The 22,402-nt window shown below is 34.0% G+C and carries 18 protein-coding genes and 3 pseudogenes; 18 read left to right on the forward strand and 3 right to left on the reverse strand.

What is annotated here, in order from left to right; translation table 11 throughout:
* Positions 1–11 precede the first annotated feature (11 nt).
* Positions 12–2,177, reverse strand: a complete 2,166-nt coding sequence (locus JHK62_RS00835; protein WP_199574793.1) for a sulfatase-like hydrolase/transferase — start codon at positions 2,175–2,177, stop codon at positions 12–14.
* A gap of 236 nt (positions 2,178–2,413) precedes the next feature.
* On the opposite strand from JHK62_RS00835, the gene JHK62_RS00840 reads away from it, so the two are divergent.
* The 18 genes and pseudogenes from JHK62_RS00840 to JHK62_RS00930 all read left to right on the forward strand — a co-directional run bounded on the left by JHK62_RS00840 (position 2,414) and on the right by JHK62_RS00930 (position 18,671).
* Positions 2,414–3,577, forward strand: a complete 1,164-nt coding sequence (locus tag JHK62_RS00840) for a class I SAM-dependent rRNA methyltransferase (protein ID WP_199574794.1) — start codon at positions 2,414–2,416, stop codon at positions 3,575–3,577.
* A complete protein-coding gene (aroD, locus tag JHK62_RS00845) occupies positions 3,574–4,251 on the forward strand; it encodes a type I 3-dehydroquinate dehydratase (protein ID WP_199574795.1) in 678 nt (225 codons plus the stop codon). Before JHK62_RS00840 ends, aroD begins: the two co-directional genes overlap by 4 nt.
* Positions 4,241–5,113, forward strand: a complete 873-nt coding sequence (gene aroE, locus JHK62_RS00850) for a shikimate dehydrogenase (protein ID WP_199574796.1) — start codon at positions 4,241–4,243, stop codon at positions 5,111–5,113. The genes aroD and aroE overlap by 11 nt, the downstream gene beginning before the upstream one ends.
* Positions 5,114–5,124: 11 nt before the next feature.
* The gene (gene aroB, locus JHK62_RS00855; protein ID WP_199574797.1) at positions 5,125–6,195 is read left to right on the forward strand and encodes a 3-dehydroquinate synthase; all 1,071 of its coding nucleotides are present in this window, start codon (positions 5,125–5,127) and stop codon (positions 6,193–6,195) included.
* Positions 6,192–7,358, forward strand: a complete 1,167-nt coding sequence (gene aroC, locus JHK62_RS00860) for a chorismate synthase (RefSeq protein WP_199574798.1) — start codon at positions 6,192–6,194, stop codon at positions 7,356–7,358. Before aroB ends, aroC begins: the two co-directional genes overlap by 4 nt.
* Positions 7,359–7,492: 134 nt before the next feature.
* Positions 7,493–7,834 (forward strand): YlbF/YmcA family competence regulator, encoded by a 342-nt coding sequence (locus JHK62_RS00865; protein WP_199574799.1) that lies wholly within the window; start codon positions 7,493–7,495, stop codon positions 7,832–7,834.
* Between the two features lie 123 nt (positions 7,835–7,957).
* On the forward strand, positions 7,958–9,241 hold the full coding sequence (aroA, locus tag JHK62_RS00870) for a 3-phosphoshikimate 1-carboxyvinyltransferase (protein WP_199574800.1): 1,284 nt from the start codon (positions 7,958–7,960) through the stop codon (positions 9,239–9,241).
* A complete protein-coding gene (locus JHK62_RS00875) occupies positions 9,234–9,716 on the forward strand; it encodes a shikimate kinase (protein ID WP_199574801.1) in 483 nt (160 codons plus the stop codon). The genes aroA and JHK62_RS00875 overlap by 8 nt, the downstream gene beginning before the upstream one ends.
* A 165-nt stretch (positions 9,717–9,881) precedes the next feature.
* Entirely contained in the window at positions 9,882–11,366 is a 1,485-nt protein-coding gene (locus JHK62_RS00880; protein ID WP_199574802.1) for an LCP family protein, read from the forward strand.
* Positions 11,367–11,443: 77 nt separating this feature from the next.
* Complete coding sequence (gene rlmD / locus JHK62_RS00885; protein WP_199574803.1) at positions 11,444–12,799, forward strand: 23S rRNA (uracil(1939)-C(5))-methyltransferase RlmD; 1,356 nt, start codon at positions 11,444–11,446, stop codon at positions 12,797–12,799.
* Between the two features lie 316 nt (positions 12,800–13,115).
* Positions 13,116–13,304 (forward strand): annotated as a pseudogene (locus JHK62_RS00890) (replication initiator protein A); the annotation flags it as partial.
* A 46-nt stretch (positions 13,305–13,350) separates the two neighbouring features.
* Positions 13,351–13,705 (forward strand): annotated as a pseudogene (locus tag JHK62_RS08010) (DNA-binding protein); the annotation flags it as partial.
* A 168-nt stretch (positions 13,706–13,873) separates the two neighbouring features.
* Positions 13,874–13,987, forward strand: a pseudogene (locus tag JHK62_RS08015) (DNA-binding protein); the annotation flags it as partial.
* 148 nt (positions 13,988–14,135) lie between these two features.
* Complete coding sequence (locus tag JHK62_RS00910) at positions 14,136–14,351, forward strand: helix-turn-helix domain-containing protein (RefSeq protein ID WP_199575231.1); 216 nt, start codon at positions 14,136–14,138, stop codon at positions 14,349–14,351.
* A complete protein-coding gene (locus tag JHK62_RS00915; protein WP_199574804.1) occupies positions 14,335–15,831 on the forward strand; it encodes an Eco57I restriction-modification methylase domain-containing protein in 1,497 nt (498 codons plus the stop codon). Before JHK62_RS00910 ends, JHK62_RS00915 begins: the two co-directional genes overlap by 17 nt.
* Positions 15,824–16,744: a BsuBI/PstI family type II restriction endonuclease gene (locus tag JHK62_RS00920; RefSeq protein ID WP_199574805.1), complete on the forward strand. Its 921-nt coding sequence runs from the start codon at positions 15,824–15,826 to the stop codon at positions 16,742–16,744. The genes JHK62_RS00915 and JHK62_RS00920 overlap by 8 nt, the downstream gene beginning before the upstream one ends.
* Before the next feature lie 7 nt (positions 16,745–16,751).
* On the forward strand, positions 16,752–18,173 hold the full coding sequence (locus JHK62_RS00925; RefSeq protein WP_199574806.1) for an SIR2 family protein: 1,422 nt from the start codon (positions 16,752–16,754) through the stop codon (positions 18,171–18,173).
* Positions 18,174–18,671: a TIR domain-containing protein gene (locus JHK62_RS00930; RefSeq protein WP_199574807.1), complete on the forward strand. Its 498-nt coding sequence runs from the start codon at positions 18,174–18,176 to the stop codon at positions 18,669–18,671.
* A gap of 165 nt (positions 18,672–18,836) precedes the next feature.
* Here JHK62_RS00930 and JHK62_RS00935 read toward each other — a convergent pair.
* A protein-coding gene (locus tag JHK62_RS00935; RefSeq protein WP_213087383.1) for an ISL3 family transposase occupies positions 18,837–20,140 on the reverse strand; the annotation gives its coding sequence in 2 pieces (ribosomal slippage) (positions 18,837–19,774 and positions 19,774–20,140; 1,305 coding nt in all).
* Positions 20,141–20,544: 404 nt separating this feature from the next.
* Complete coding sequence (locus JHK62_RS00940) at positions 20,545–22,401, reverse strand: AAA family ATPase (protein ID WP_199574808.1); 1,857 nt, start codon at positions 22,399–22,401, stop codon at positions 20,545–20,547.
* Position 22,402: the final 1 nt, after the last annotated feature.

Genomic DNA, 22,402 nt, shown 5'->3' on the forward strand with positions numbered 1-22,402 from the left:
TAACTACGCTATTACTCAGTCGTATTTGATTGAGCAGTATTCTCATCATTTTCTGTATCTTCATCTAAGTCAGGGTATAGTTCACTATAGCTTGGAGCATTATAGAGATCCTGAGTAGAAGTATTATTATTTTGGTTATAAAGACTTGTTGACTTGTCGCCAAGCTCGTCTTCAATTTGTCTTAAAATCTCAAAAGAATCATTATAAGAAATGACTGAAGGGTCAACGCGTGTTAGACCACTATCATTGTAAAAGCGTAACAAATCACCTGTTTGAATACTATCACTAATATCTAATTGTGTTTTGGCTTTATTTCTAATCTCATCAATAACAAGACTTGTGTTTTCATCAGGATTGGTAATCTCTTCACCAGTGATAGTATTATAAAGTCTACCACCATAGCTGGTATAGTGTGGTGTGATAAAGTAACCAGACGTTCTTAGAGCAACAATTTGACTGTTGTCTTTTGAAAGTAAGTCTTGTCCCAATTGGATGTATTGTTTAGTATCAATCCCTAATAAGTGAAGTAGGGTTGGCAAATTATCAACTTCACCACCGTAAGTTTCACTGATAAAGCCTTTATCAGTTCCCGGAACATGAATCATATAAGGAACTCTTTGAAGCATGGCATTATCATATTCAGACCAAGTTTCTGAATCTTTGCCCAGTAATTCAGCAAGACTTGGATTACGGGAATTAGAAATACCATAATGATCGCCATATAATAAAATGATGGAATTATCATAGAGACCACTTGCTTTTAAATAGTCAAAGAAACTTTTAACAGCAGAGTCAAGGTAATTGGCTGTAGCAAAATAGCCGTTAATGGTTTCATCATCTGTTTGAGCAAGTGGGAAGCCAACTTCATCACCGGAAAGATTTTGATAAGGATAATGATTAGACACGGTAATAAATTTGGTATAAAAAGGTTGCTGCATGTGTTCTAAGTATTTAATGGAGTCAGAAAACATGATTTTATCATTTAAGCCGTATTGGAAAGAATTTTCATCGGTTGCTTTTGACATGTAAGACTGATCAAAAAAGTAGTCATAATCAAGCGCTTTATAGACATTATTTCTATTCCAAAAAGTGGCGATGTTACCGTGAAAAACAGCGCTAGTATAGTTCCCATTTTCAGCTAAAATATGAGGCGCAGCCTGTTGTGTGTTATCTCCTCCGTACTGAACAAAAAACGACCCTTGGTTGAGACCAAATAAAGAGGTTTCCATCAAGGTTTCAGCATCAGAAGTTTTTCCAGCTTTTACTTGATGAAAGAAATTAGCAAATGAAAAAGTCTGATTCGAGTGGTATAAAGAGTTGATAAAAGGGGTCACTTCGTACTCTTTATCATCTACATTTAGCTTATAATCAATTAAGAATTGTTGAAAACTTTCAAGGTGAATGATAATCACATTACGCCCTTTAGCAATTCCAAAATAGTTAGGGTCTGGTGTCGCATAGTGTTGATCAACATACGCTTTAACATCTTCAATTTCTTCTGGTTTTGCTTCTGCTCTTACTTTTTGAGTTTGATAGGTTTGGTTGGCATCATAACCCAAAAAGGCATTGATACCAAGCGCTCTAACCACATAAGTATTTGAAAAACCACGTGATAGGAGTTCTGGTCTATCAATTTCGGCTAGAAAAAGATTGATTGAAAACAATAAAGCTGATAAAGCAGTTACTGCAAAGCTAGCTCTCTTATTGAAGGGGCGTGAGTCTAAGGTAATATGTTTTCTTACAAATAAGAAGATTAGTAAAAAAACATCTAATAGATATACCAAATCCCATGGACGCAAGAGATTGATGGCAGAGTCACCAAGCCCTGCTGATACTTTACTAGTTGCAAGCATGGTATTGATGGTAATGAAATCAGAAAATTCTCTAAAGTAGATAGCATTAGCAATTAAAAGCAAGTTGATTAGAGTATATATGATTAAGGTGAGACTATAAAATAGTTTAGTATTTTTAATATAAAGTGCCAATCCAATAAGTAGTAAACTAATAGGAATTGGATTGATAAAGGTTAAAAAGAGTTGATAAGGATTTTCTAATCCAAGGTCAAAATCTGCAGTATTTGCCCACATTGTTTTTAACCAGTAAAAAACAATTAATGTGAAGATAAACCCCAATCTAGTACTCATGATGTTTAAAATATTTTTTTTCATTTTTTTCACAAAATTATTTCCTCGTTCGATCTATTCATAAAAGAGTTTCACTCTAAATTATAACATAAATGAGAATAGTTGAAAAAGGAAAACCATTTCTTAGCATTCTGTCATCATTTTGTCATTATTTAGAAGTGTTATAGAATAGTTTGAAAAATCAAACTATTGCCGTTTTATAGGGATTTCAACAGGAAGTCAAGAATTTTTTGTAGGAAAAATATTAAATTTCTGTTATAATATAGAGTATGAATAAACTGATTGTTAACACTTTTATTGAGAAAAAAATTAACAATGGCATTCAACTCTTGGATGGACATGATTTTAAAGACTTATCAATTGATAATCAATTAGTTGAAGTGTTTTCAAAAACACAACATTTTCTTGGGATGGCTTATCTTTCTAAGCAAAACAAAGGGATTGGTTGGTTCCTTTCTCATCAGAAAATTACTCTTGATGAAACCTATTTTAAAGTGCTTTTTGACAAAGCCAAAAAAGAGCGGAGCTACTATTTTCAATCTGATTTAACAACGGCTTTTCGTGTCTTTAATCAAGATGGTGATAATTTTGGTGGTTTAACCGTTGATTTATATGATGATTATGCTGTTTTTTCTTGGTACAATCTATTTGTTTATCAGATAAGAGAACAGATAGTCGCAGCGTTTAAAGAAATCTTTCCTGAAATCAAGGGAGCCTATGAAAAAATTCGCTTTAAAGGCATTGATTATCAATCAGCCCATCTTTACGGTCAAGAAGCACCTGAAACATTTACTATTTTAGAAAATGGCGTCAGCTACCAAGTCTTTTTAAATAAGGGCTTGATGACTGGTATCTTCTTAGATCAGCATGAGGTGAGAGAAGCGCTAATCAGTCATCTCTCTAGTGGCAAAAAAATATTAAACCTCTTTTCTTATACGGCAGCTTTTTCTGTTGCTGCTAGTATGGGTGGTGCTGTTGAGACAACATCAGTTGATTTGGCTAATCGTTCTAAGGAAATGTCTATAGCGCATTTTAAAGCCAATCATTTCGAGCTAGTGAATCATCGGTTTATTGTGATGGACGTGTTTGACTTTTTCAAGTACGCGAAACGACATCAACTCACTTATGATGTTGTTATTATAGACCCGCCTAGCTTTGCTAAAAATAAAAAAAAGGTTTTTTCTGTCGCCAAAGATTATCACCAACTTATTAGTCAGTCGCTGCCATTATTAAATGAGCAAGGCCTAATTATTGCTTCAACTAATGCTGCTAATCTTAGCTTGACACAATTTAAAAAAGAATTAGAAAAAGGGTTTGGTGCTCAAAAACATAGTTATGAGACCCTCTACCAACTTCCATCTGATTTTAAAATAAACAAAAATGATGAAAGAAGTAATTATTTAAAAGTATTTACAATAAAGGTGAACAAATGAAAACAGTAGTAACAATTACCCCAAAAGGGTTTGAAGAAGTCCAGCAAATGGACATTGAAAAATTCTCAGGAGCAGATGTTATTGAGTGGCGAGCAGATTTTATATCAAAAGACAGTGTTCTTGATGTTGCTCCTGCAATTTTTGAAAAATTTTCAGGCTTTGAAATTCTTTTTACCTTACGAACTCAAAAAGAAGGTGGAATGGTAAATCTTTCACCTGAAGAGTATGTTGCCATTTTAAAAGAAATTCAAGCGCTTTATTCACCGGATTATATCGACTTTGAGTATTTCTCTTATAAGGAAATCTTTGAAGAGATGTTAGAGTTTTCAAATCTGGTCTTGTCTTATCATAATTATGAAGAAACACCAGAAAACATTATGGAATTGTTTTCCGAGCTAACAACCTTAGGTCCACGAATGGTTAAGATTGCTGTTACTCCTAAGAGTGAGCAAGATGTTTTAGATCTTATGAATCTGACAAGAGGGTTTAAAACTCTAAATCCTGAACAAGATTATGTAACGATTTCAATGGGAAAATTAGGGCAACTAACGCGTTTGGCTGGTCATTTGACAGGAAGTTCTTGGACATTTACCTTTATGGATGCTCAAACCGCTTCTGGTCAAATCTCACTTATTCATTATAAAAAAATTAGGGAGATGTTAGATGCTGATTGATGGGAAAACCCGTCTAGCTGCAGTGATAGGAAATCCTATAAAACATTCCTTATCACCTTTCATTCATAATCTCAGCTTTCAAAAGACAGGTATTAATGGGATGTACCTTGCTTTTGAATTGCTTTCTTCTGATATTGAAATAACATTAGAAACCATCAAACGCTTTGATATGTTTGGTTTAAATGTTTCTATGCCTTATAAGCAGGCAGTTCTTCCTTTTCTTGACAGTATTTCTAATGAAGCACAATTAATGGGTGCTGTGAATACGATTTGTTTAAAAGAGGGACAGCTGATTGGTTATAATACAGATGGTTTAGGTTTTTTAAAAAGCCTAGAAGATCAGGTTCATTTCCTTATTAAAGAAAAAACAATGGTTATAATAGGTAGCGGTAGCGCAGCTACCGCTATTATTGTGCAAGCAGCTATTGAGGGTGTGACAAAAATTATTATTTTTACCAAGGAGTCTTACCTGGATGAAACAAAACAAAGGATGACGTTACTGGCTAAAAAGACAAAAACAACCATTTTAACCTACTCTTTAGCTGAAAAAGAATTATTTGAAGAGATTATTTTAAGTGCTGATTTATTGGTCAATGCTACTCGTATAGGTATGGATGGTAAAAGCTTAGCGCTCCCAAGTCATAAAATGCGATTGCCCAAAAAACTCTTGGTGGCTGATGTTATCTATCATCCACTAGAAACCCCGTTAATTGCTTATGCAAAACAACAAGGGTTAACAACTTTAAATGGTTTAGGAATGCTGTTATATCAGGCGGCCCTTTCTTTTGAATTATGGACGGGGGGAAAAATGCCTGTAGAAGAGATTTGGCCCTTATTAGAAAGTCATTGTCAAACACATTAAGGAGTCTGCATATGAAAATAGAGGTAAATCTTCCTAGTCATCCTTATGAGATTCTCATTGAACGAAATGGTCTTTACCGTGTGGGTGAATGGGTGAAAACACTATGGGATAAACAAAAAATTGTCATTATTTCAGATAATCGTGTGGCTAGTCTCTATGCTGAACATGTGAAACTACAGTTGGAAAGTCAGGGATTTCAAGTCGCTGTTTTTGATTTTTTAGCTGGTGAACAGCAAAAAAATCTCACTACCGTTGAGAAGATTTATGACTTTTTATCTCGTTTTGGCATGACTAGAACTGATGGCATTATTGCTCTTGGTGGCGGTGTTGTTGGCGATATCGCAGGATTTGTTGCGTCAACTTATATGAGAGGACTTCATTTTTTACAAATTCCAACCAGTCTTATCGCTCAAGTTGATGCTTCTATTGGTGGTAAAACGGGTGTCAATACAAAAAATGCAAAAAATTTACTGGGCACTTTTTACCAACCTGATGGGGTTTTCATTGACCCAGAAGTTTTAAACACTCTAGGTGAGCGTGAATTGGTTGAAGGAATGGGTGAAGTCATTAAGTGTGCCTTGATAGCTGATACCACATTGTGGCAATTATTAGAGGAAATGTCGGGGACAAGAGAAGACATCTTAGAAGCATCTGACCAATTGATTTATCATTCCTGTTTAGTTAAAAAAGAATTGGTACTGGCTGATGAATACGACACTGGATTAAGACACTTGCTTAATTTTGGTCATACAATCGGTCATGCTTTAGAACAAACGGCCGGGTATGGTGAGATTTATCACGGTGAGGCTGTTGCGTTAGGGATGATACAGGTCACTAGAATAGCAGAAAAAAAAGGACTGGCAGCAACGGGGCTTAGTGAAGAAATTGAAGCCATGTGTCATAAATTTGGCTTACCACTTGTGACATCCAATTGGGATCAAGAAACCCTTTATCAAGCCATCACGCATGATAAAAAAGTTTCTGGTAATCGGTTGAAACTGGTTGTCGTCCCAGAAATAGGTCAGGCAAGGATTGAGTCAATGGCAATAGAAGAAGTTAGAGACTATTTGGAGAGAAGATGAGATATTTTACAGCAGGTGAGTCTCATGGCCCACGTTTAACTGCAATTATTGAAGGGATTCCTTCGGGACTTTCATTGAGTGTTGCTGATATTAATAAGGAATTAAAAAGACGGCAAAAGGGCTATGGTAGAGGCGCTCGAATGTTGATTGAGTCTGATCAGATTGAAATCACATCTGGTGTTAGGCATGGTCTTACCTTGGGAAGCCCAATCACTTTAACCTTGACTAATAAGGATTTTGACCATTGGTCTGAGGTCATGGCTATTCATGAGATTGATGAACGTAAAAAGCACTTACGTCAGTTAACCAAGCCTCGACCTGGTCATGCTGACTTAGTCGGCGGGATGAAGTATGGTTTTTCTGATTTAAGAAATACACTAGAGCGTTCTAGTGCGCGTGAAACAGCGATGAGAGTGGCGATTGGTGCGGTAGCTAAACGCCTTTTAGAAGAATTGTCAATAACGGTATTTCATCATGTTACTGTTTTTGGAGGGATCACGATTGACCTTTCAGATGACTTGACCTATCAAGAGATAAAAACCCAGGCAAGACAATCAGACCTATCCATCACTAATCCTGATTATGAAACCACTATTAAAGACCATATTGACAAGATCAAGAAAAAAGGCGACACTCTTGGTGGTGTTATTGAAACCATTGTTTTAGGTGCACCAGCTGGACTTGGTTCTTATGTTCAGTGGGACCGAAAACTAGATGGGAAAATAGCACAGGCAGTACTCTCGATTAATGCCTTTAAAGGGGTGGCATTTGGGCTTGGTTTTGAAACCGCTCATCTCACTGGTAGTCAGGTAATGGATGAGATTATTTGGGAAAAAGAAACCGGTTATCGCCGTAAAACCAATCGCTTGGGTGGTTTTGAAGGTGGAATGACTAATGGTCAACCCTTAATTATAAAGGGAGTGATGAAACCTATTCCAACCCTTTATAAGCCCCTAATGACAGTTGATATCGACACCCATGAACCTTATAAGGCCAGTGTTGAACGAAGTGATACAACGGCACTACCAGCGGCTGGAGTGGTTATGGAAAATGTCATTGCAACCGTTCTTGCCACTGAAATTTTAGAACAATTTTCTTCCGATAATATGACAGCATTAAAGAAGGCCTTTAAATGCTATCAAGATGGCTTAACATCATTTTAAAGGGATGATGACGATAAAAAATGAAAATAATCACTAAAAACCGAATGAAATCGGTTAAAATGGTATGTTTATGATATAATGGAGACAGATTATTAATCATTTGATTAATCAGACTTATCATAAAGGAGAACAACATGTCAGTAAATATTTATGACCTTGCTAATTCGCTTGAGAGAGGTATTCGTGATTTAGACGAATACAAAGCAGTCGTTGCTGCAAAAAAAGAAGTGGATGCTAATGCAGATGCTAAAGCGCTATGGGAAGAATTTTTAGAAGCCCAACAAAAAATTCAAGCCATGATGACAACTGGTCAAATGCCTGGTGAAGAAGAGCAAAAGGCTATGCAAGAATTAGGAGAAAGAATTGAAAAAAATGATCTCCTTAAAAACTTCTTTGACAATCAACAACGATTATCTGTTTATATTCAAGACATTGAAAAAATTATCTTTAAACCATTACAAGAATTAGCAGAATAAAAAAGACATGAAAACATCTTAATGTTTGAGTTTTTCTCTCACATTTTAGGTGTTTTTGTTTATCATCTCCAAAATAGTAAGTAAAAAAGATAAGTCATCTTAAATAACAACAAGGAAATAGCGATGAAATTAAAAACAAATGTTTTATCTTTAAAAGGGAACTTGAGCGTTCCTGGTGATAAATCAATCAGTCACAGAGCCATTATGTTTGGAAGCATCAGTCATGGGACAACGCTTGTTAAAGGATTATTAGAAAGTGAAGATGTGTTAGCAACCATCAAAGCCTTTCAAGAGATGGGAGTTTCTATCATTAAAGAAGGTCAACTCATCAAGATTATTGGTAACGGTTTTGAAAGTTTGAAACAACCTGATGTTTCATTAGATATGGGCAATTCAGGAACATCCATGCGTCTAATCGCTGGAATTTTAGCTGGTTCTCCTTTTGAGGTTGACTTGGTTGGAGATGAGAGTTTATCGAGACGTCCGATGGATAGAATTGTGACCCCATTAAAGCAAATGGGAGTTTCTATCTCTGGTCATGAAAAAAAACAGTTTCCTCCTTTGACCCTTAAAGGGTCAAGAAATCTCTCCAAGATAACCTATCACTTGCCAGTTGCCTCTGCCCAAGTCAAATCAGCCCTGATTTTTGCTGCTCTTCAAGCCCAAGGTGAGAGTGTGATTGTTGAAAAAGAACTGACGAGAAATCACACGGAGGAGATGTTACAGCAATTTGGTGGCAGAATTGATTGTGAGGGGAAAACTATTCGTGTCTATGGTAAAGAGAAACTAAAAGGACAAGAAGTAACAATACCTGGTGATATTTCAAGTGCGGCATTTTGGTTGGTAGCGGGTTTAATTGTTCCAAATAGTCAAATCAGATTAGACAATGTTGGGATTAACCCAACAAGAACGGGTATTTTGGATGTTATTAAAGATATGGGTGGCAAGCTCTTTATCTCACATCATGATGAGAAAAATCAATCTGCAAGCCTAACAGTTTCATCCTCATCGTTAATAGCCACCACTATTTCTGGAGCCATCATTCCACGTTTGATTGATGAATTGCCAATTATTGCATTATTGGCAACTCAAGCCCAGGGGCAAACGATTATTAAAGATGCAAAAGAACTAAAAGTCAAAGAGAGTAATCGCCTTGCACTTATTGTCTCTTCTTTGAAAGCTCTGGGAGCTGATATTTATGCCACTGATGATGGTATGGTGATTAATGGTCCAACAGCTTTACATGGTGCGACACTTGATAGCCATAAAGACCACCGGATTGCCATGATGATTGTGATTGCTACTTTGATTGTTTCATCTGGACAGGTTCATTTAACAGGAGAAGATGCTATTAAAACCAGCTATCCTAATTTTTTCAATGATTTGGAGGGTTTAATTGATGGCTAAGTTTTTAATTGGTTTTATGGGATCGGGAAAAACAACCCTAGCTAAAGCTTGGTCAAAAGATGCTATTGACATGGATGATTATCTGGAAGAAAGATATGGACGTCCTATTTGTGATTACTTTGATCAAGGAGAAGAAGACCTATTTAGACAAAGAGAATCAGAAATCCTACAAGAATTGTTAACAACAGATCAGATTATTGCTACTGGTGGCGGAATTGTTGAAAAAGCCATTAATCGAAAACTTTTAAAACAGGCAGAGGCTGTTATTTTTCTACGATTAGATTTTGAATCCCTTTATGACCGTTTAAAACAAGATAGTAAGACTAATCGTCCTTTATTTTTATCACTGAAAAAAGAAGAGCTTTATCATCTCTTTTTAAAAAGACAAGCCTTATATGAAGAGGTGGCAACGACGATTATTGAGGTGGGAGGTAGAATGCCTAGTCAATTAATCAAGGATTTTCTTAGTCAATAAATGATACTTAAAAAGAAAAATCTGTCAAAAACCTTTTAGAAATCGCCTATTTTACTGTGAATAGTTGACAGTTGCTTAAAATCAGTATAAAATTTTAGATGATTGTGTGATAAAGAATATCACAAATGATTTGTTACAGAAAAAAAGTACAGATAGGAAAAAGCAATGGCAAGAAAAAGAGATATTGGCTTGACCCACCATGAAGAACTGCGCTATCAGTACCTCTTAAAAAATATTCATTATTTAAATCAAAGAGAAGAAGAGGAATTTAATTATCTTCATAGTAAATTCCAAACTTATAGAGCACAAAGTGGCAGTTCTAATCAATTTACACAGGAACGTCAAGCACCACAACGAACATCAAGAAGAAGACAAGACGCCTACAGACCTTCTGAGTATGATAGGAGTTCTCAGTACGCTAGACAAAGACATTTCGAGCAAGATGACTATAATCAATACGATGATTATGACAATGATAATCATTACGATAGTTATGAGGATGTTGAAGATGATAACTACGTGATTGATGGCTTACCCAAATATCGCGCCAGTGAAAAGAGACGCTCAAGAAAACAAAAGCGACTTGTACAACGGGATATGGTTGAACCTACTGCACCACTTGCTAAGAAAAAACCAAGGAGACGTCGTTTTCGTTTTAAGACCTTTCTTAAACTCCTTTTAGCCCTCATTTTTTTAACTTTTATCGGCATGGTCATCATGTTTTTTAAAGGCATGAATGATGTCTCTTCTGATAGTGCCAACTTTAGTCCTGCAGTAGAAGAATTTTTTGATGGGCAGGACACTTTTGATGGTACCAATATCTTAGTTTTAGGTAGTGATAGACGTGTTAGTCAAGGGTCTGATGAAGCAAGAACCGACACGATTATGGTGGTTAATATTGGTAATGAATCAGGTCAGGTTAAGATGGTCAGCTTCATGCGTGATATTTTGGTCAATATTGAAGGCGTTAGCTATGATGACTATAGTTATGATAGCAAGCTCAATTCAGCTTTTGCGATTGGTGAACAAAATGACAATCAAGGTGCTGAGTTTATGCGTCAGACGCTCAAACGTAATTTTGATATTGATATCAAATATTATGTCATGATTGACTTTGAAACCTTCGCAGAAGCGATTGACACGCTCTTTCCTAATGGTGTTGCCATCGATGCTCAATTTTCTACTATTAATGGTGAAGTCGTTGAGTCTGTTGATGTGCCTGATGATTTAAGGATGGAAAATGGAATTGTTCCAGACCAGACGATTGCTGTTGGAAAACAACGGATGGACGGTAGAACCCTCCTCAACTATGCCCGTTTTCGTAAAGATGATGAAGGGGATTTTGGGAGAACGAAACGTCAGCAACAAGTGATGGCTGCTGTCATAGACCAAATCAAAGATCCGACGAAACTATTTACAGGGTCTGCTGCCATAGGAAAAATCTATGCCCTCACCTCAACCAATGTCTCTTATCCTTTCCTTATTAGTAATGGTCTATCTGTTGTGACTAGTGGTAAGGAAGGCATCCAACAAGAAACCATACCTGAGTTTGGAGATTGGATTGACGACTATGACATGTATGGGGGCCAAGGCTTAGCCATTGATTTTGATAAGTACCAAAATCGTCTTTCTGAATTAGGTTTACGATAATATGATATAATAGAGTGGCTTGCCACTCTTTTTTTTTGTGGAATGAAAGAAATGCTTAAAAGAAAGTAGTCTTAATAATGTTGAAAAAAAATGATTTAGTTGATGTGGAAATAGTTGATTTAAGCCATCAGGGAGAAGGTATCGCTAAACACGATGGTCTTGTCTTTTTTGTTGAAAATGCTCTACCTGGTGAAAAAATCACCATGCGTGTCTTAAAAATGACTAAAAAAATAGGTTATGGTAAGGTTGAAAGCTATCAAACATACTCGCCTCATCGCAAAAAAAATATTCAGGTTGATTATTTAAGAACTGGCATTGCTGATTTGGCCCATCTGTCGTATGAAGAGCAATTAAAGTTCAAGCAAAAACAGGTGGCAGATAATCTTCACAAGATAGCTAAACTTCCGGATGTTCCAGTTTTTGAAACCCTTGGTATGAACAACCCCAAGCACTATCGTAACAAGGCACAAATCCCTGTTCGTCGTATTGCTGGTCAAATCGAAACTGGTTTTTTTAGGAAACAGTCTCACGACCTAGTGCCGATTTCTGATTATTTCATCCAAGAGCCAGAGATTGACAAGCTTATCAATTATTTAAGAGATTTGTTTAGACGATTTGAGTTGACACCATACGATGAAACGAGTCAAACAGGTTTGATACGTCACATTCTCATTCGTCGAGGGCACTATACGGGTGAAATGATGCTTGTTCTTGTCACCACACGCCCTAAGATTTTTAGGATTGAACAAGTGATTGATGCGATTGTTTCAGAATTTCCTCAGGTTAAGTCCATTATTCAAAATATTAATGATCAAAAAGGCAATGCCATCCTTGGCAAAACCTATAAAACGCTTTATGGCAAGGACACGATTACAGATACCATGCTAGGACATGAGTTTTCGATATCAGCACCGGCCTTTTATCAGGTCAATACAGAAATGGCTGAAAAACTCTATCAGATTGCCATTGATTTTTCTGATTTGTCTCCTGATGATGTGGTGATTGATGCCTACTCTGGCATTGGGACAATTGGTTTGTCTGTGGCCAATCACGTCAAGCACGTTTATGGCGTTGAAGTGATAAAAGAAGCCGTCAAAGATGCGCAAACTAACGCCAAAAAAAATGGCATTACAAACACCACCTATGTCTGTGATAGCGCAGAAAATGCCATGGCCAAATGGGTGGCAGAAGGGATTAAGCCAGATGTGATTATGGTCGATCCACCAAGAAAAGGCTTGGCAGAGAGCTTTATCGAAGCCAGCGCCAAAACAAAAGCTCGTAAAATCACCTACATCTCATGTAACCCGAGCACCATGGCGCGTGATGTCAAACGTTATGAAGAATTAGGCTATCACCTTGAAAAAGTGCAACCGGTGGACTTGTTCCCACAAACGCACCACGTGGAGTGTGTTGGAGTGTTGGTGAGGGAGTAGAATTTAAAAAAATAAACTTTAAATGATTGATGTATTATGGAAAAGGAATCTGTTAATGATTATGTGTATCGTTGTTGGGAATGTATCATTGTTTCAAAAGGATTTTTCAATAGGCATGGAAGCATTCATATTACGATTCTTGTTAAGCTAACATGGAATACCGATGGTTGGATTCATAATTATAGCTTTTTTACGAGATATCAACGCAGCAATAAAATCAATTTTAAAAATTTTATAAAAATGGTTACCAAAGGCGATAGGAGAAAAATCTATCGTCTTTTTCTTTGCAAATATTTAAGGAGGGAGGTGATTTTATATGGACTTTGACTATTTCAATAATCGTGAAGCAGAACGATTTAATTTTTTGAAAGTGCCAGAGGTATTGGTGGACGGAGAAGAATTTAAAGGACTGTCTGCTGAAGCAATTATTTATTTTATGCTTTTGAAACGAACAGGAATCTCATTTAATAATAATCGGTTAGATAAGGAAAGTAGAGTATTCCTATGATCCTGAAACAGAGCATATCAAAGATGGACATTCATACTGTAAAGAGTGTCATGAAAAAAATGACACAATAAATTTACTTTATGAGGTATTTGATTATATGATTGATGATTTGATGGATCAGGGACAGATAAAAAATCTGCCATATGTTCAGGAAGAAAAGGATATTCTTATCAATATAGTGGGAAATATCGTTGGAGAGGTCGATGTAGCTCTCCGGAAAAAAAGGAATGGAGAAGTCTTTAAGGTGGCGAATTTTTCTGTAGTATTTAAAGATAACGAAGGAAATAAGATGTGTCATCATTGCTCGGCTTATGGAGAAAAAAGTGATATTCCAAAGGACTTTAAGCAAGGAGCATAGCAATGTAAGGATACTATTTTCAAAGCTCTTAAAAGTAAAATAACAGATGAAAAGTCAAGATAAAAGTCAAGAGATTGCTAAACTCAAAAGTGAGATAACAGAAAGAGAAAAAGATTTATATTATGCAGATTCATGGGAACAATCCGGACAAATTTGAGCAGATATTGAGAGAATGGAAGCTAAATTAAATTCTTTAATCCACTCTGAAAAAGGTCAAGAAAATGGTAAAAAATCCATAATAGGTGCTATAAAAGAATATCAGGCAGAAGATAAGCAAAAGCCTAAAGAAAAGAAAGACACAAGCAAAGAAGCTGAGAGATAATATTATAGTCGGTGTGGTCTTAGGACTGCACCGACTCTTTTTTTGCTTTTAGAAAGAAAAATGTTTGCGCAAAAGGAAGTTTGTGATGAAAAAAGTGAATAAATATGATATAATAATAAAAAAAGATTATGAAGATGGGAGGTTAGTTATGTCGAAAATAAGTTATAAAAAGCTATTTAAAAAAATGATAGATTTAGATATGAAAAATTCTGAGTTAATGGAAAAGGCAGAAGTTAGTCGAAGTACTTTTTATAAAATGAAGAACAGTGAAAATATTACTACTGATGTGATTATCAGAATATGCGATAGTTTGAATTGCGGTATAAATGAAATCATGGAGTTGGTGGATGATGAAAATAATTGATTATGTAATAGAATCGACAAATAAATACATTGAACAGATGCCAAAAGAAATTCGCAAGAAAAATGGGCAATTTTTCACAAGCAAAGAAACAGCTCTTTTTATGGCATCATTATTTGATTTATCAGCGTTTTCAAAAGAAATTTCTATACTTGATCCGGGAGCGGGTTCAGGGATACTGACGGCAGCTCTTATTCAAAGAATTATTGATACTGATAAGATTAAAAAAATAAAAATAACTTGTTATGAAACCAATGATGACATTTTAGAACTCTTAAATGCAAATTTAGCATGGATAAGTGAGAATACATCGCTAAAAATTGAATACAAAGTGATTAAAGATAATTACATAACAAGTCAAACGCTTGAATATAACAATATGCTGGGTGCATGTACTGAACCTGAAAAATACGATGTAATTATAGGAAATCCACCTTATTTAAAGATTGGGAAAATGGCTAATGAAGCTTTATCTATGCCTGATGTTTGCTATGGATCGCCGAACTTGTATTTTCTTTTTATGGAGATGGCAAGTTTTAATTTAGTTGATAATGGAGAATTGGTATTCATTGTTCCAAGATCATGGACTTCTGGAGCTTATTTTAAAAAGTTTCGTGAGAAGTTTTTGAGCGAAGTGGCTTTAAAACATATTCATTTATTTGTAAGCAGGGATAAAGTTTTTGATAAAGAGTCTGTTTTGCAAGAAACCATAATTATTAAGGCTACGAAAGAAACAATTAAGTCTAAGAATATTATTATAACAACAACAAACACTAATTTTGATTTCGATAGCAAGACTGTTTTTAAAGCTCCTTATGATATGGTTGTTTCTGGAGAACATAAATATGTTTTTTTGATAACTGATAAAGAAGAAGCCAATACGATTGAAAAAGTAAATGAATGGAAAGACACCCTACCAACCCTTGGTTTAAAAATGAAAACAGGCTTGACAGTTGATTTTAGAAATCGAGAAGCTCTAAGAGATGATGCGGTGGAAAAAGCAGTTCCCTTATTTTATTCACAACATATAAAAGATGGTGAAGTGATTTTTCCTATTGGAAAAGATAATGAGTATATATTAACGGAGCAAAAAGGACTATTGCAAGAGAACACGAATTACTTATTTGTAAAAAGATTTACAGCGAAGGAAGAGAAGCGTAGATTGCAATGTGGCGTTTATTTAGCAAAAAAATATCCAACATACAAAGTAATTAGTACACAGAATAAAATAAATTTTATTACAGGGTTACAAGGAATATCAGATTGTTTGGTTTATGGTTTGTATGTTGTAATGAACTCTACACTTTATGATAATTACTACAGGATTTTAAATGGATCAACTCAAGTTAATGCTACTGAAATTAACTCGATGCCAATCCCACCACTGAGTTGTATTGAGAATATGGGGAAAGAACTGATTAAATTAAAGGATATGTCTGAAGAAAAGTGTGATGAAATATTAGGGAGATTTATGTATGTCTAAATTAGAAGAAGCAAAGAATATTTTAAAGGAGCTGAAAGTTCCACAAAAACAGCAGTCGGATCTATGTGGATATGTTATTTTGGCAATGGCAGATATCAAAAAGAATGATAAATGGGCTCATGCAACTAATAAATGGATAAGAATACATGATGTTATTGCTTTTATTAGAGAGTTTTATGAAGTTTCATATGCAGAGAATAGTAGAGAAACAATCCGTAAGCAGGCAATGCATCATTTTAGAAATGCAGCATTTATTGAAGATAATGGAAAAGCAACAAATAGCCCTAATTATAGGTATCGATTAACTGATGAAATGTTAATATTAGTAAAAACATTTCAATCAAATCTTTGGGAAGAACATAGAAATAAATTTTTGGAATCTCATCAGAACTTAATTGATTTATATAGCTCTAAAAAGACGGTAAGAAAGATGCCTGTTAAAATAAACGGTGACGATTTCACATTTTCTCCCGGAAAACACAATCAATTACAGAAATTTATTATTGAAGAATTTGCTCCACGATTCGCTGAGAACTCTGAATGTTTGTATGTTGGTGATACAATTCAAAAGGATTTGGTGAAGAATGAGGAGAAACTAAAAGAACTCGGCTTTGAGATAACACTACATGACAAAATGCCGGATGTTGTTTTATATTCAGAAGATAAGAACTGGATTTACTTTATCGAGTCTGTAACTTCTGTGGGTGCAATGGAGCCAAAGCGAATAAAAGAAATTGAAGAAATGACGGAAAATGTTTCAGCTGGAAAAATATATGTAACAGCATTTTTAGACTTTAAAACATTTAAAAAATTCTCAGAGTCTTTAGCTTGGGAAACGGAAGTATGGATTGCGGATATGCCAGACCATATGATTCATTTAAACGGAGATAAATTTCTAGGACCAAGAAGATAAAGGGGAGGTGATTATTATTAAAGGTGAAGTATCAAGAAAAGATTTGATTAGAGAAATTGAAAAAGCTATTAAAAGTGATGAATTAGGAGCATTTATTGGAGCAGGATTATCAATTCCTGCTGGATTTTGTAGTTGGAAAGAACTTCTAAGAGAACCTGCAGAAGAAATTGGATTAGATGTTGAAAAAGAAAACGATTTAGTCAACTTAGCTCAGTATTATTCTAATTCAAAAAAGAGAACATCGATAGATGACTTAATCAAAGGTCAATTTTCTAAATTAGTAAATCCTACTGAAAATCATAAACTATTATCGCAGCTGCCTATTTCAACTTTTTGGACAACAAATTATGATAAGTTAATAGAAAAAGCTTTAGAAAATAATATGAAAAAGCCTTATGTAAAAGCAAAGGATGAACAATTAAGAGGTACAAATCATAATTTTGATGCGATAGTATATAAGCTGCATGGTGATGTAGAAACTCCTGAAGATGCAGTAATAACAAGAAGTGATTATGAAGAGTTTGGATATAACAAAAGAAAATTATTTAGAGAGGTTTTAGAGGGAGACCTGCTTACTAAAACATTTCTATTTTTGGGGTTCAGCTTTGAAGATCCAAATTTTAACTATGTAATTGGAAGGTTAAGGGTATTACTTGACGAAAAAAATACAAGAAAGCATTATTGTATTATGAAAAGAGTTAAAGATACAGATAATAACTCAGAATACGAAACAGTAAGGCAAGAACTACAAATTGAAGATTTGAATAGGTATGGTATTTTTACTTGCTTGGTTAATGACTATAATGAAATTACTGAAATATTAAGTACACTTGTAGATAGATATAGAAGAAAAACAATATTTATATCGGGCAGTGCATCTAGTTATCCGGGCTATTCTAATAAAATCGCTCAAAATTTTATTCATAAACTTTCTTTTGAATTATCGAAGAATGGTTATCATATTGAGAATGGATATGGTAAAGGTGTAGGTGAATTTATATTAAATGGTGTTGCTGATTATTGCTTGACTCACAATTCTAAAATAAACGACTTTTTAACACTTATGCCTTTTCCTCAAGAGAGTTCGTTGGGTATAGATTTGGATACATTGTATAAAGAGAACAGAGAACAGATGATTGAAAATTGTGGCATAGCAATATTTGTTTTTGGAAATAATGAAACAGAAAATATTGCAAGTGGAGTTATGGACGAATATGAGTTATCTAAAGAGCATGGATTAGTATGTTTGCCTATTGAATATACTGGTGGAGCAGCTAAAGAAATATATAATAAAACAACTAAAGAAGTTTCAGATGAAATTACAATAAGTGCAATTGAACAGGCAAATAAACAATGCGATGGAGATATCGATAAGTCTGTTAAAAACATAGTACAAGCAATCAAAATATTAAATAAGGAGGATTTTTAAATGACAAAAAGACAAGTATTTTTCAGTTTTCATTATGACAATGATAATTGGAGAGCAGGACAGGTACGCAATATGGGAAAGGTAGATAGTAGCTCTACTTTTTCTGATAATGATTGGGAGGAAGTAAAGGAAAAAACAGATAGTAAAATCAAAGCTTGGATTGATGAACAATTAAATAAGCGTTCATGTTTAGTTGTTTTGATTGGAGAAAAAACAGCGAACAGAAAATGGATAAATTATGAAATAAAAAAAGCATATGAGTTAAATAAAGGTATTGTGGGAATTTATATCCACAAGTTGGAGAATTCAATGGGAGAGCAAGATGATAAGGGTAATAATCCTTTTGATTATTTAACATTAGAAGGTGAAAAACTTTCAAAGTATGTTAAATGTTTTGATTCCAGCTATTCATCAAGTAAATATGTTTATAGCGATATTAAAGATAATATTGAAGATTTAATTGAGTATGGAATAAATCATAAACCATCAACTTGGTAATAAATGATTATGGAGAGAAACTATCTCTCCATCTCCTTACCCATATAGATACCATAGTTTTTTCGTATTTGGTAAAGCCCGTCCATTGTAGTTTTTGAAGAAGAATATTCTTGCATTAGGGTATTCTTTTTTGGCTCTTTGTCAACTGTAGTGGGTGACTAGTCATCAAGTTCGGGAGAGAATCAATTTGATTCTCTCCCTTTTAATGTTCAAAGCGATGAGAATTTTTGTTTTAAAGTTGTTAAAGTTTCTAAAACCAAACGCTTGTCTCTTGATATCTTTGATTAATTTATTTGTCGCTTCTAGTTTAGCGTTCGAATAAGGAAACTCAAGTGCATTTGCGATGTATTCCTTATATTTTTTAAACGTTCTAAAGATTGTTTTGAAGGCATGATTGACCAAGTGGTAGTTGTCTTCTATCAATGCCATAAACTGGTGAGTATTCTTCTGTTGGAAATGAAAGAGTAAGAGTTGATAAAGATTGTAGTAATAACGAAGCTCATCAGAGAACTGGAGAGTCTTATGTACAATTTCTTTAGGCGTTAAGGTTTGTCTAAAGGTTCTTGAGTAAAACAGTTTAAGAGATAGTTTTCTGCTGTCTTTATGAAGGATACGCCAATGATTTTTCATGGCACGATAAGGTAGAGACTTCTTGTCATATCTCTTCATAATGGCGATTCTAGTTGACATCATGGCACGGTTTAGGTGTTGAATGATATGAAAGCGATCCAAGACAATTTTAGCCTTTGGAAAGAGTTGCTTGATAAGTGGAATATAACTTCCCGACATATCTACAGTCACCACCTTGACGAATTCTCGGACCTTTCTAGGGTATTTGTAGAAATAGTTCTTGATAGTTATTTTTCTATTGTTTTCTAGAATAGTGACAATTTTCTTAGTGTTATAGTCCTGAGCAATAAAAGCTAGTTTTCCTTTATTTCGAGCAAATTCGTCCCAAGATAAGACTTGAGGAAGATGGTGATATCTTTCTTTGAAAGTAAACTGAGTTAGTTTTCTTTGTACAGTAGAGACAGAGATGTGAAGTTGATTAGCGATATCAGAGTTGGTTAGTTTTTGGGTATGAGCTTGTGTTATTTTTTTCAGACCGGTTCAGAAATTTGACAGTTTTTCTTAACGAGAGATGTTCTAGCCACTGATACTTTATGACAGTCTTTACATTGAAACCGTCTCTTTTTTAATTTAAGAAGAGTAGGCATTCCTTGGACATCAAGGATAGGGATAGTGGAAGTTTTTTGGAAATCATATTTGATCATTTTTCCATGACAATGAGGACATAAAGGGGGCTGATAATCTAGTTTGGCCCGTATTTCAATATGAGACTGATGTTTGAGAACAAGTAATATAGTGATATTTGGGTCTTTTATTCCTAATAATTTTGTGGTATCCCTTAAGATGTTCCATATGATTCTTTCTAATGAGTGGTTTTGTCGCTTTTCATTATAAGTCATATGGGACTTTTTGTTTACATTGAAAAAGCCCTATAACATCTGTCGTGGACTTACCCACTACAGATATTATAGAGTCGTTTATTTTCAGTTGAGCATTTCTAATTCTATTTGCCATGTTTGTTACTTCCTTTCATAAAATCTGGGGTCTTAGGGTACTCCCTAACAAGCTAAAATTGATAAAAAAAGAAGCAACTCCACGAGGGGCTGCTTCATCGATTTTTCGTAAGTGGGTACACACTTACTGTACTTGCTACATAAGAATGATTTGTAAAACAAGCGTTAAGTGAGATATAAGTTTGTATCTTAATTATACCAAGCATAGAAGATAATGTCAGCGTATTTAAGAAACTATTTCTAAAAAAATTGAAATAGTTATTGAGTTTAGTTTCTATTCTGATGTTTTGCTACTGTGATAAGCTATCTTTTAGTAATGCAAGTTCCTCATCTGTTAGATTAGAAATCAATAAGTTGACTTTCTCGTTAGGTGAAACTTTTTCAAATAGCATCTGATTGAGTTTGTTACGTATTAATGGTTCATTAATAGTTTGTATTTCAATCTTAGTTTTTTCTATTAATGTAGTGGAGATAGATGGTAGATTAAGAATATTTACGATTTTATTTAACTTATTCTGAGCAAAATTTCCATAGATATCACCAGTATCCATTTCATCATATATTATTCGCTGTATGTTTTTAGCGAAGGTATTAACTTGCTTCGAAATCACCTTTCCGTGTTTTTCTTTTAGAGAAATTACATTTTGATTTTTTATATCAGATAAAATAAATGGGGAATGGGTTGTAATAATAAACTGAAAAGTTGGATTTTGGTAGGAAGAATTTTCGACATCCAAAAAGTAAGTACAGCATACACTTAGGAGTTGAACTATCTTATTTGACCAAGAGGGGTGAAATGATTCATCTACTTCATCTATTAAGATTATATGGTTCCCACTTTCAGCATTTGAAATTAACTCAATTAATTGTCCTAAAAATTGAATTAAATTTTCTTCTCCTGTAGACGATAGTTCATGTAGCTTAAAAAATAAATTATCTTCAGGAAATACAACGATACCTTTAGAGTTTATTTTATTACAATGAAGGAGCTGTCTATATCCCATTAGAAAATCGTTAATCTCTATTGTTTCTGATGAAAAATCAATAATGAATGAGTTATGATCAACTTCTAAGTAATCAGATGTTTTCCATAATAATTGCATAGCTTCTATTGAAAAATTAATAAAATCAGTAATTTGGTGGTTGTTATTTTCATCTATTTTAGACTGTTCATTTTTAAAATATTCTTTTAAATTTTGAGAAGTTTCATCAGTTTTATGATATAAAATATCTATTCGAATATTTTGAAAGTTTAAAGCTAAATATTCAAGAATTTGATTTAAAAGTAGCTCCTCAATATCTTCGTTCCAAAAAATATATCTTTCCTTTAAGGTAAGCATAAAATTTATAAGAAAAGCAACTATTTGATTAGTAAACTGGTGTGGTAAAGAATTGTCACTATTTTTGGAGGAAAGACCGAGTAATGTCAAAATATTTTCGTTATAGATAGATTTTTCTAATAACAAAGTTAGCATCTCATCATAAGACCAATATGAAATTCTATATTTCATTATTTTATTTGAGGAGAAGAAAGCATTTATTTTTAGAAATCTAAACGCTTGAATAACATTATAATTAGAAGGAACTTGACATAAGTATCTAGTAATCCAATTTTTGCCAAATAATGTGTCAAATTTGTCATTATTTTCACTAAAACTATATTGGTGATATTTTTTGAAAATGTAGTTTATGCTTCCGTTAGGAGCACTATTAGTAATTTGATAAGTGTTTTCTTCTTTTTTGAGTAATACGGTTTTAATATCTCCGATAAGATTGTCACTAGTTTTTATAATCTGATTATTAAAAATTATTTGTTTTATTGCATGATTATTATTAAATTCAATGAAAATTGATTCATCCATTTCATAGAAAATAAAGTATTCATATTTATCTAGAAATTCTTTTCGCTCTGAGAATTTAAAACCAATAAAGTTCAGTAAAGATGTTTTTCCAACACCATTTATTCCTACAATTGCCGTGATATTTGTGACATTTCCTCCATAAAAATCGGCAATGTAGTGTGGATTTTTATGGATTGTTATCGTTTCATTCCAATCGAAGTTTATAGTGTACTCATCTGAAAAATGAAAAATTTGCTTGCTTATTAAATTTTCATAATCACGTATAATTAATCCTAAAAGTTTCATT

The sequence above is a fragment of the Streptococcus pacificus genome, from assembly GCF_016481305.1.
GTDB classification, from domain to species: domain Bacteria; phylum Bacillota; class Bacilli; order Lactobacillales; family Streptococcaceae; genus Streptococcus; species Streptococcus pacificus.

Coding starts and splice junctions, on each gene's coding strand:
- JHK62_RS00840 (WP_199574794.1), top strand. CDS start 2,414: ATGAATAAACTGATTGTTAACACTTTTATTGAGAAAAAAATTAACAAT.
- aroD (WP_199574795.1), top strand. CDS start 3,574: ATGAAAACAGTAGTAACAATTACCCCAAAAGGGTTTGAAGAAGTCCAG.
- aroE (WP_199574796.1), top strand. CDS start 4,241: ATGCTGATTGATGGGAAAACCCGTCTAGCTGCAGTGATAGGAAATCCT.
- aroB (WP_199574797.1), top strand. CDS start 5,125: ATGAAAATAGAGGTAAATCTTCCTAGTCATCCTTATGAGATTCTCATT.
- aroC (WP_199574798.1), top strand. CDS start 6,192: ATGAGATATTTTACAGCAGGTGAGTCTCATGGCCCACGTTTAACTGCA.
- JHK62_RS00865 (WP_199574799.1), top strand. CDS start 7,493: ATGTCAGTAAATATTTATGACCTTGCTAATTCGCTTGAGAGAGGTATT.
- aroA (WP_199574800.1), top strand. CDS start 7,958: ATGAAATTAAAAACAAATGTTTTATCTTTAAAAGGGAACTTGAGCGTT.
- JHK62_RS00875 (WP_199574801.1), top strand. CDS start 9,234: ATGGCTAAGTTTTTAATTGGTTTTATGGGATCGGGAAAAACAACCCTA.
- JHK62_RS00880 (WP_199574802.1), top strand. CDS start 9,882: ATGGCAAGAAAAAGAGATATTGGCTTGACCCACCATGAAGAACTGCGC.
- rlmD (WP_199574803.1), top strand. CDS start 11,444: ATGTTGAAAAAAAATGATTTAGTTGATGTGGAAATAGTTGATTTAAGC.
- JHK62_RS00910 (WP_199575231.1), top strand. CDS start 14,136: ATGTCGAAAATAAGTTATAAAAAGCTATTTAAAAAAATGATAGATTTA.
- JHK62_RS00915 (WP_199574804.1), top strand. CDS start 14,335: ATGATGAAAATAATTGATTATGTAATAGAATCGACAAATAAATACATT.
- JHK62_RS00920 (WP_199574805.1), top strand. CDS start 15,824: ATGTCTAAATTAGAAGAAGCAAAGAATATTTTAAAGGAGCTGAAAGTT.
- JHK62_RS00930 (WP_199574807.1), top strand. CDS start 18,174: ATGACAAAAAGACAAGTATTTTTCAGTTTTCATTATGACAATGATAAT.
- JHK62_RS00940 (WP_199574808.1), bottom strand. CDS start 22,401: ATGAAACTTTTAGGATTAATTATACGTGATTATGAAAATTTAATAAGC.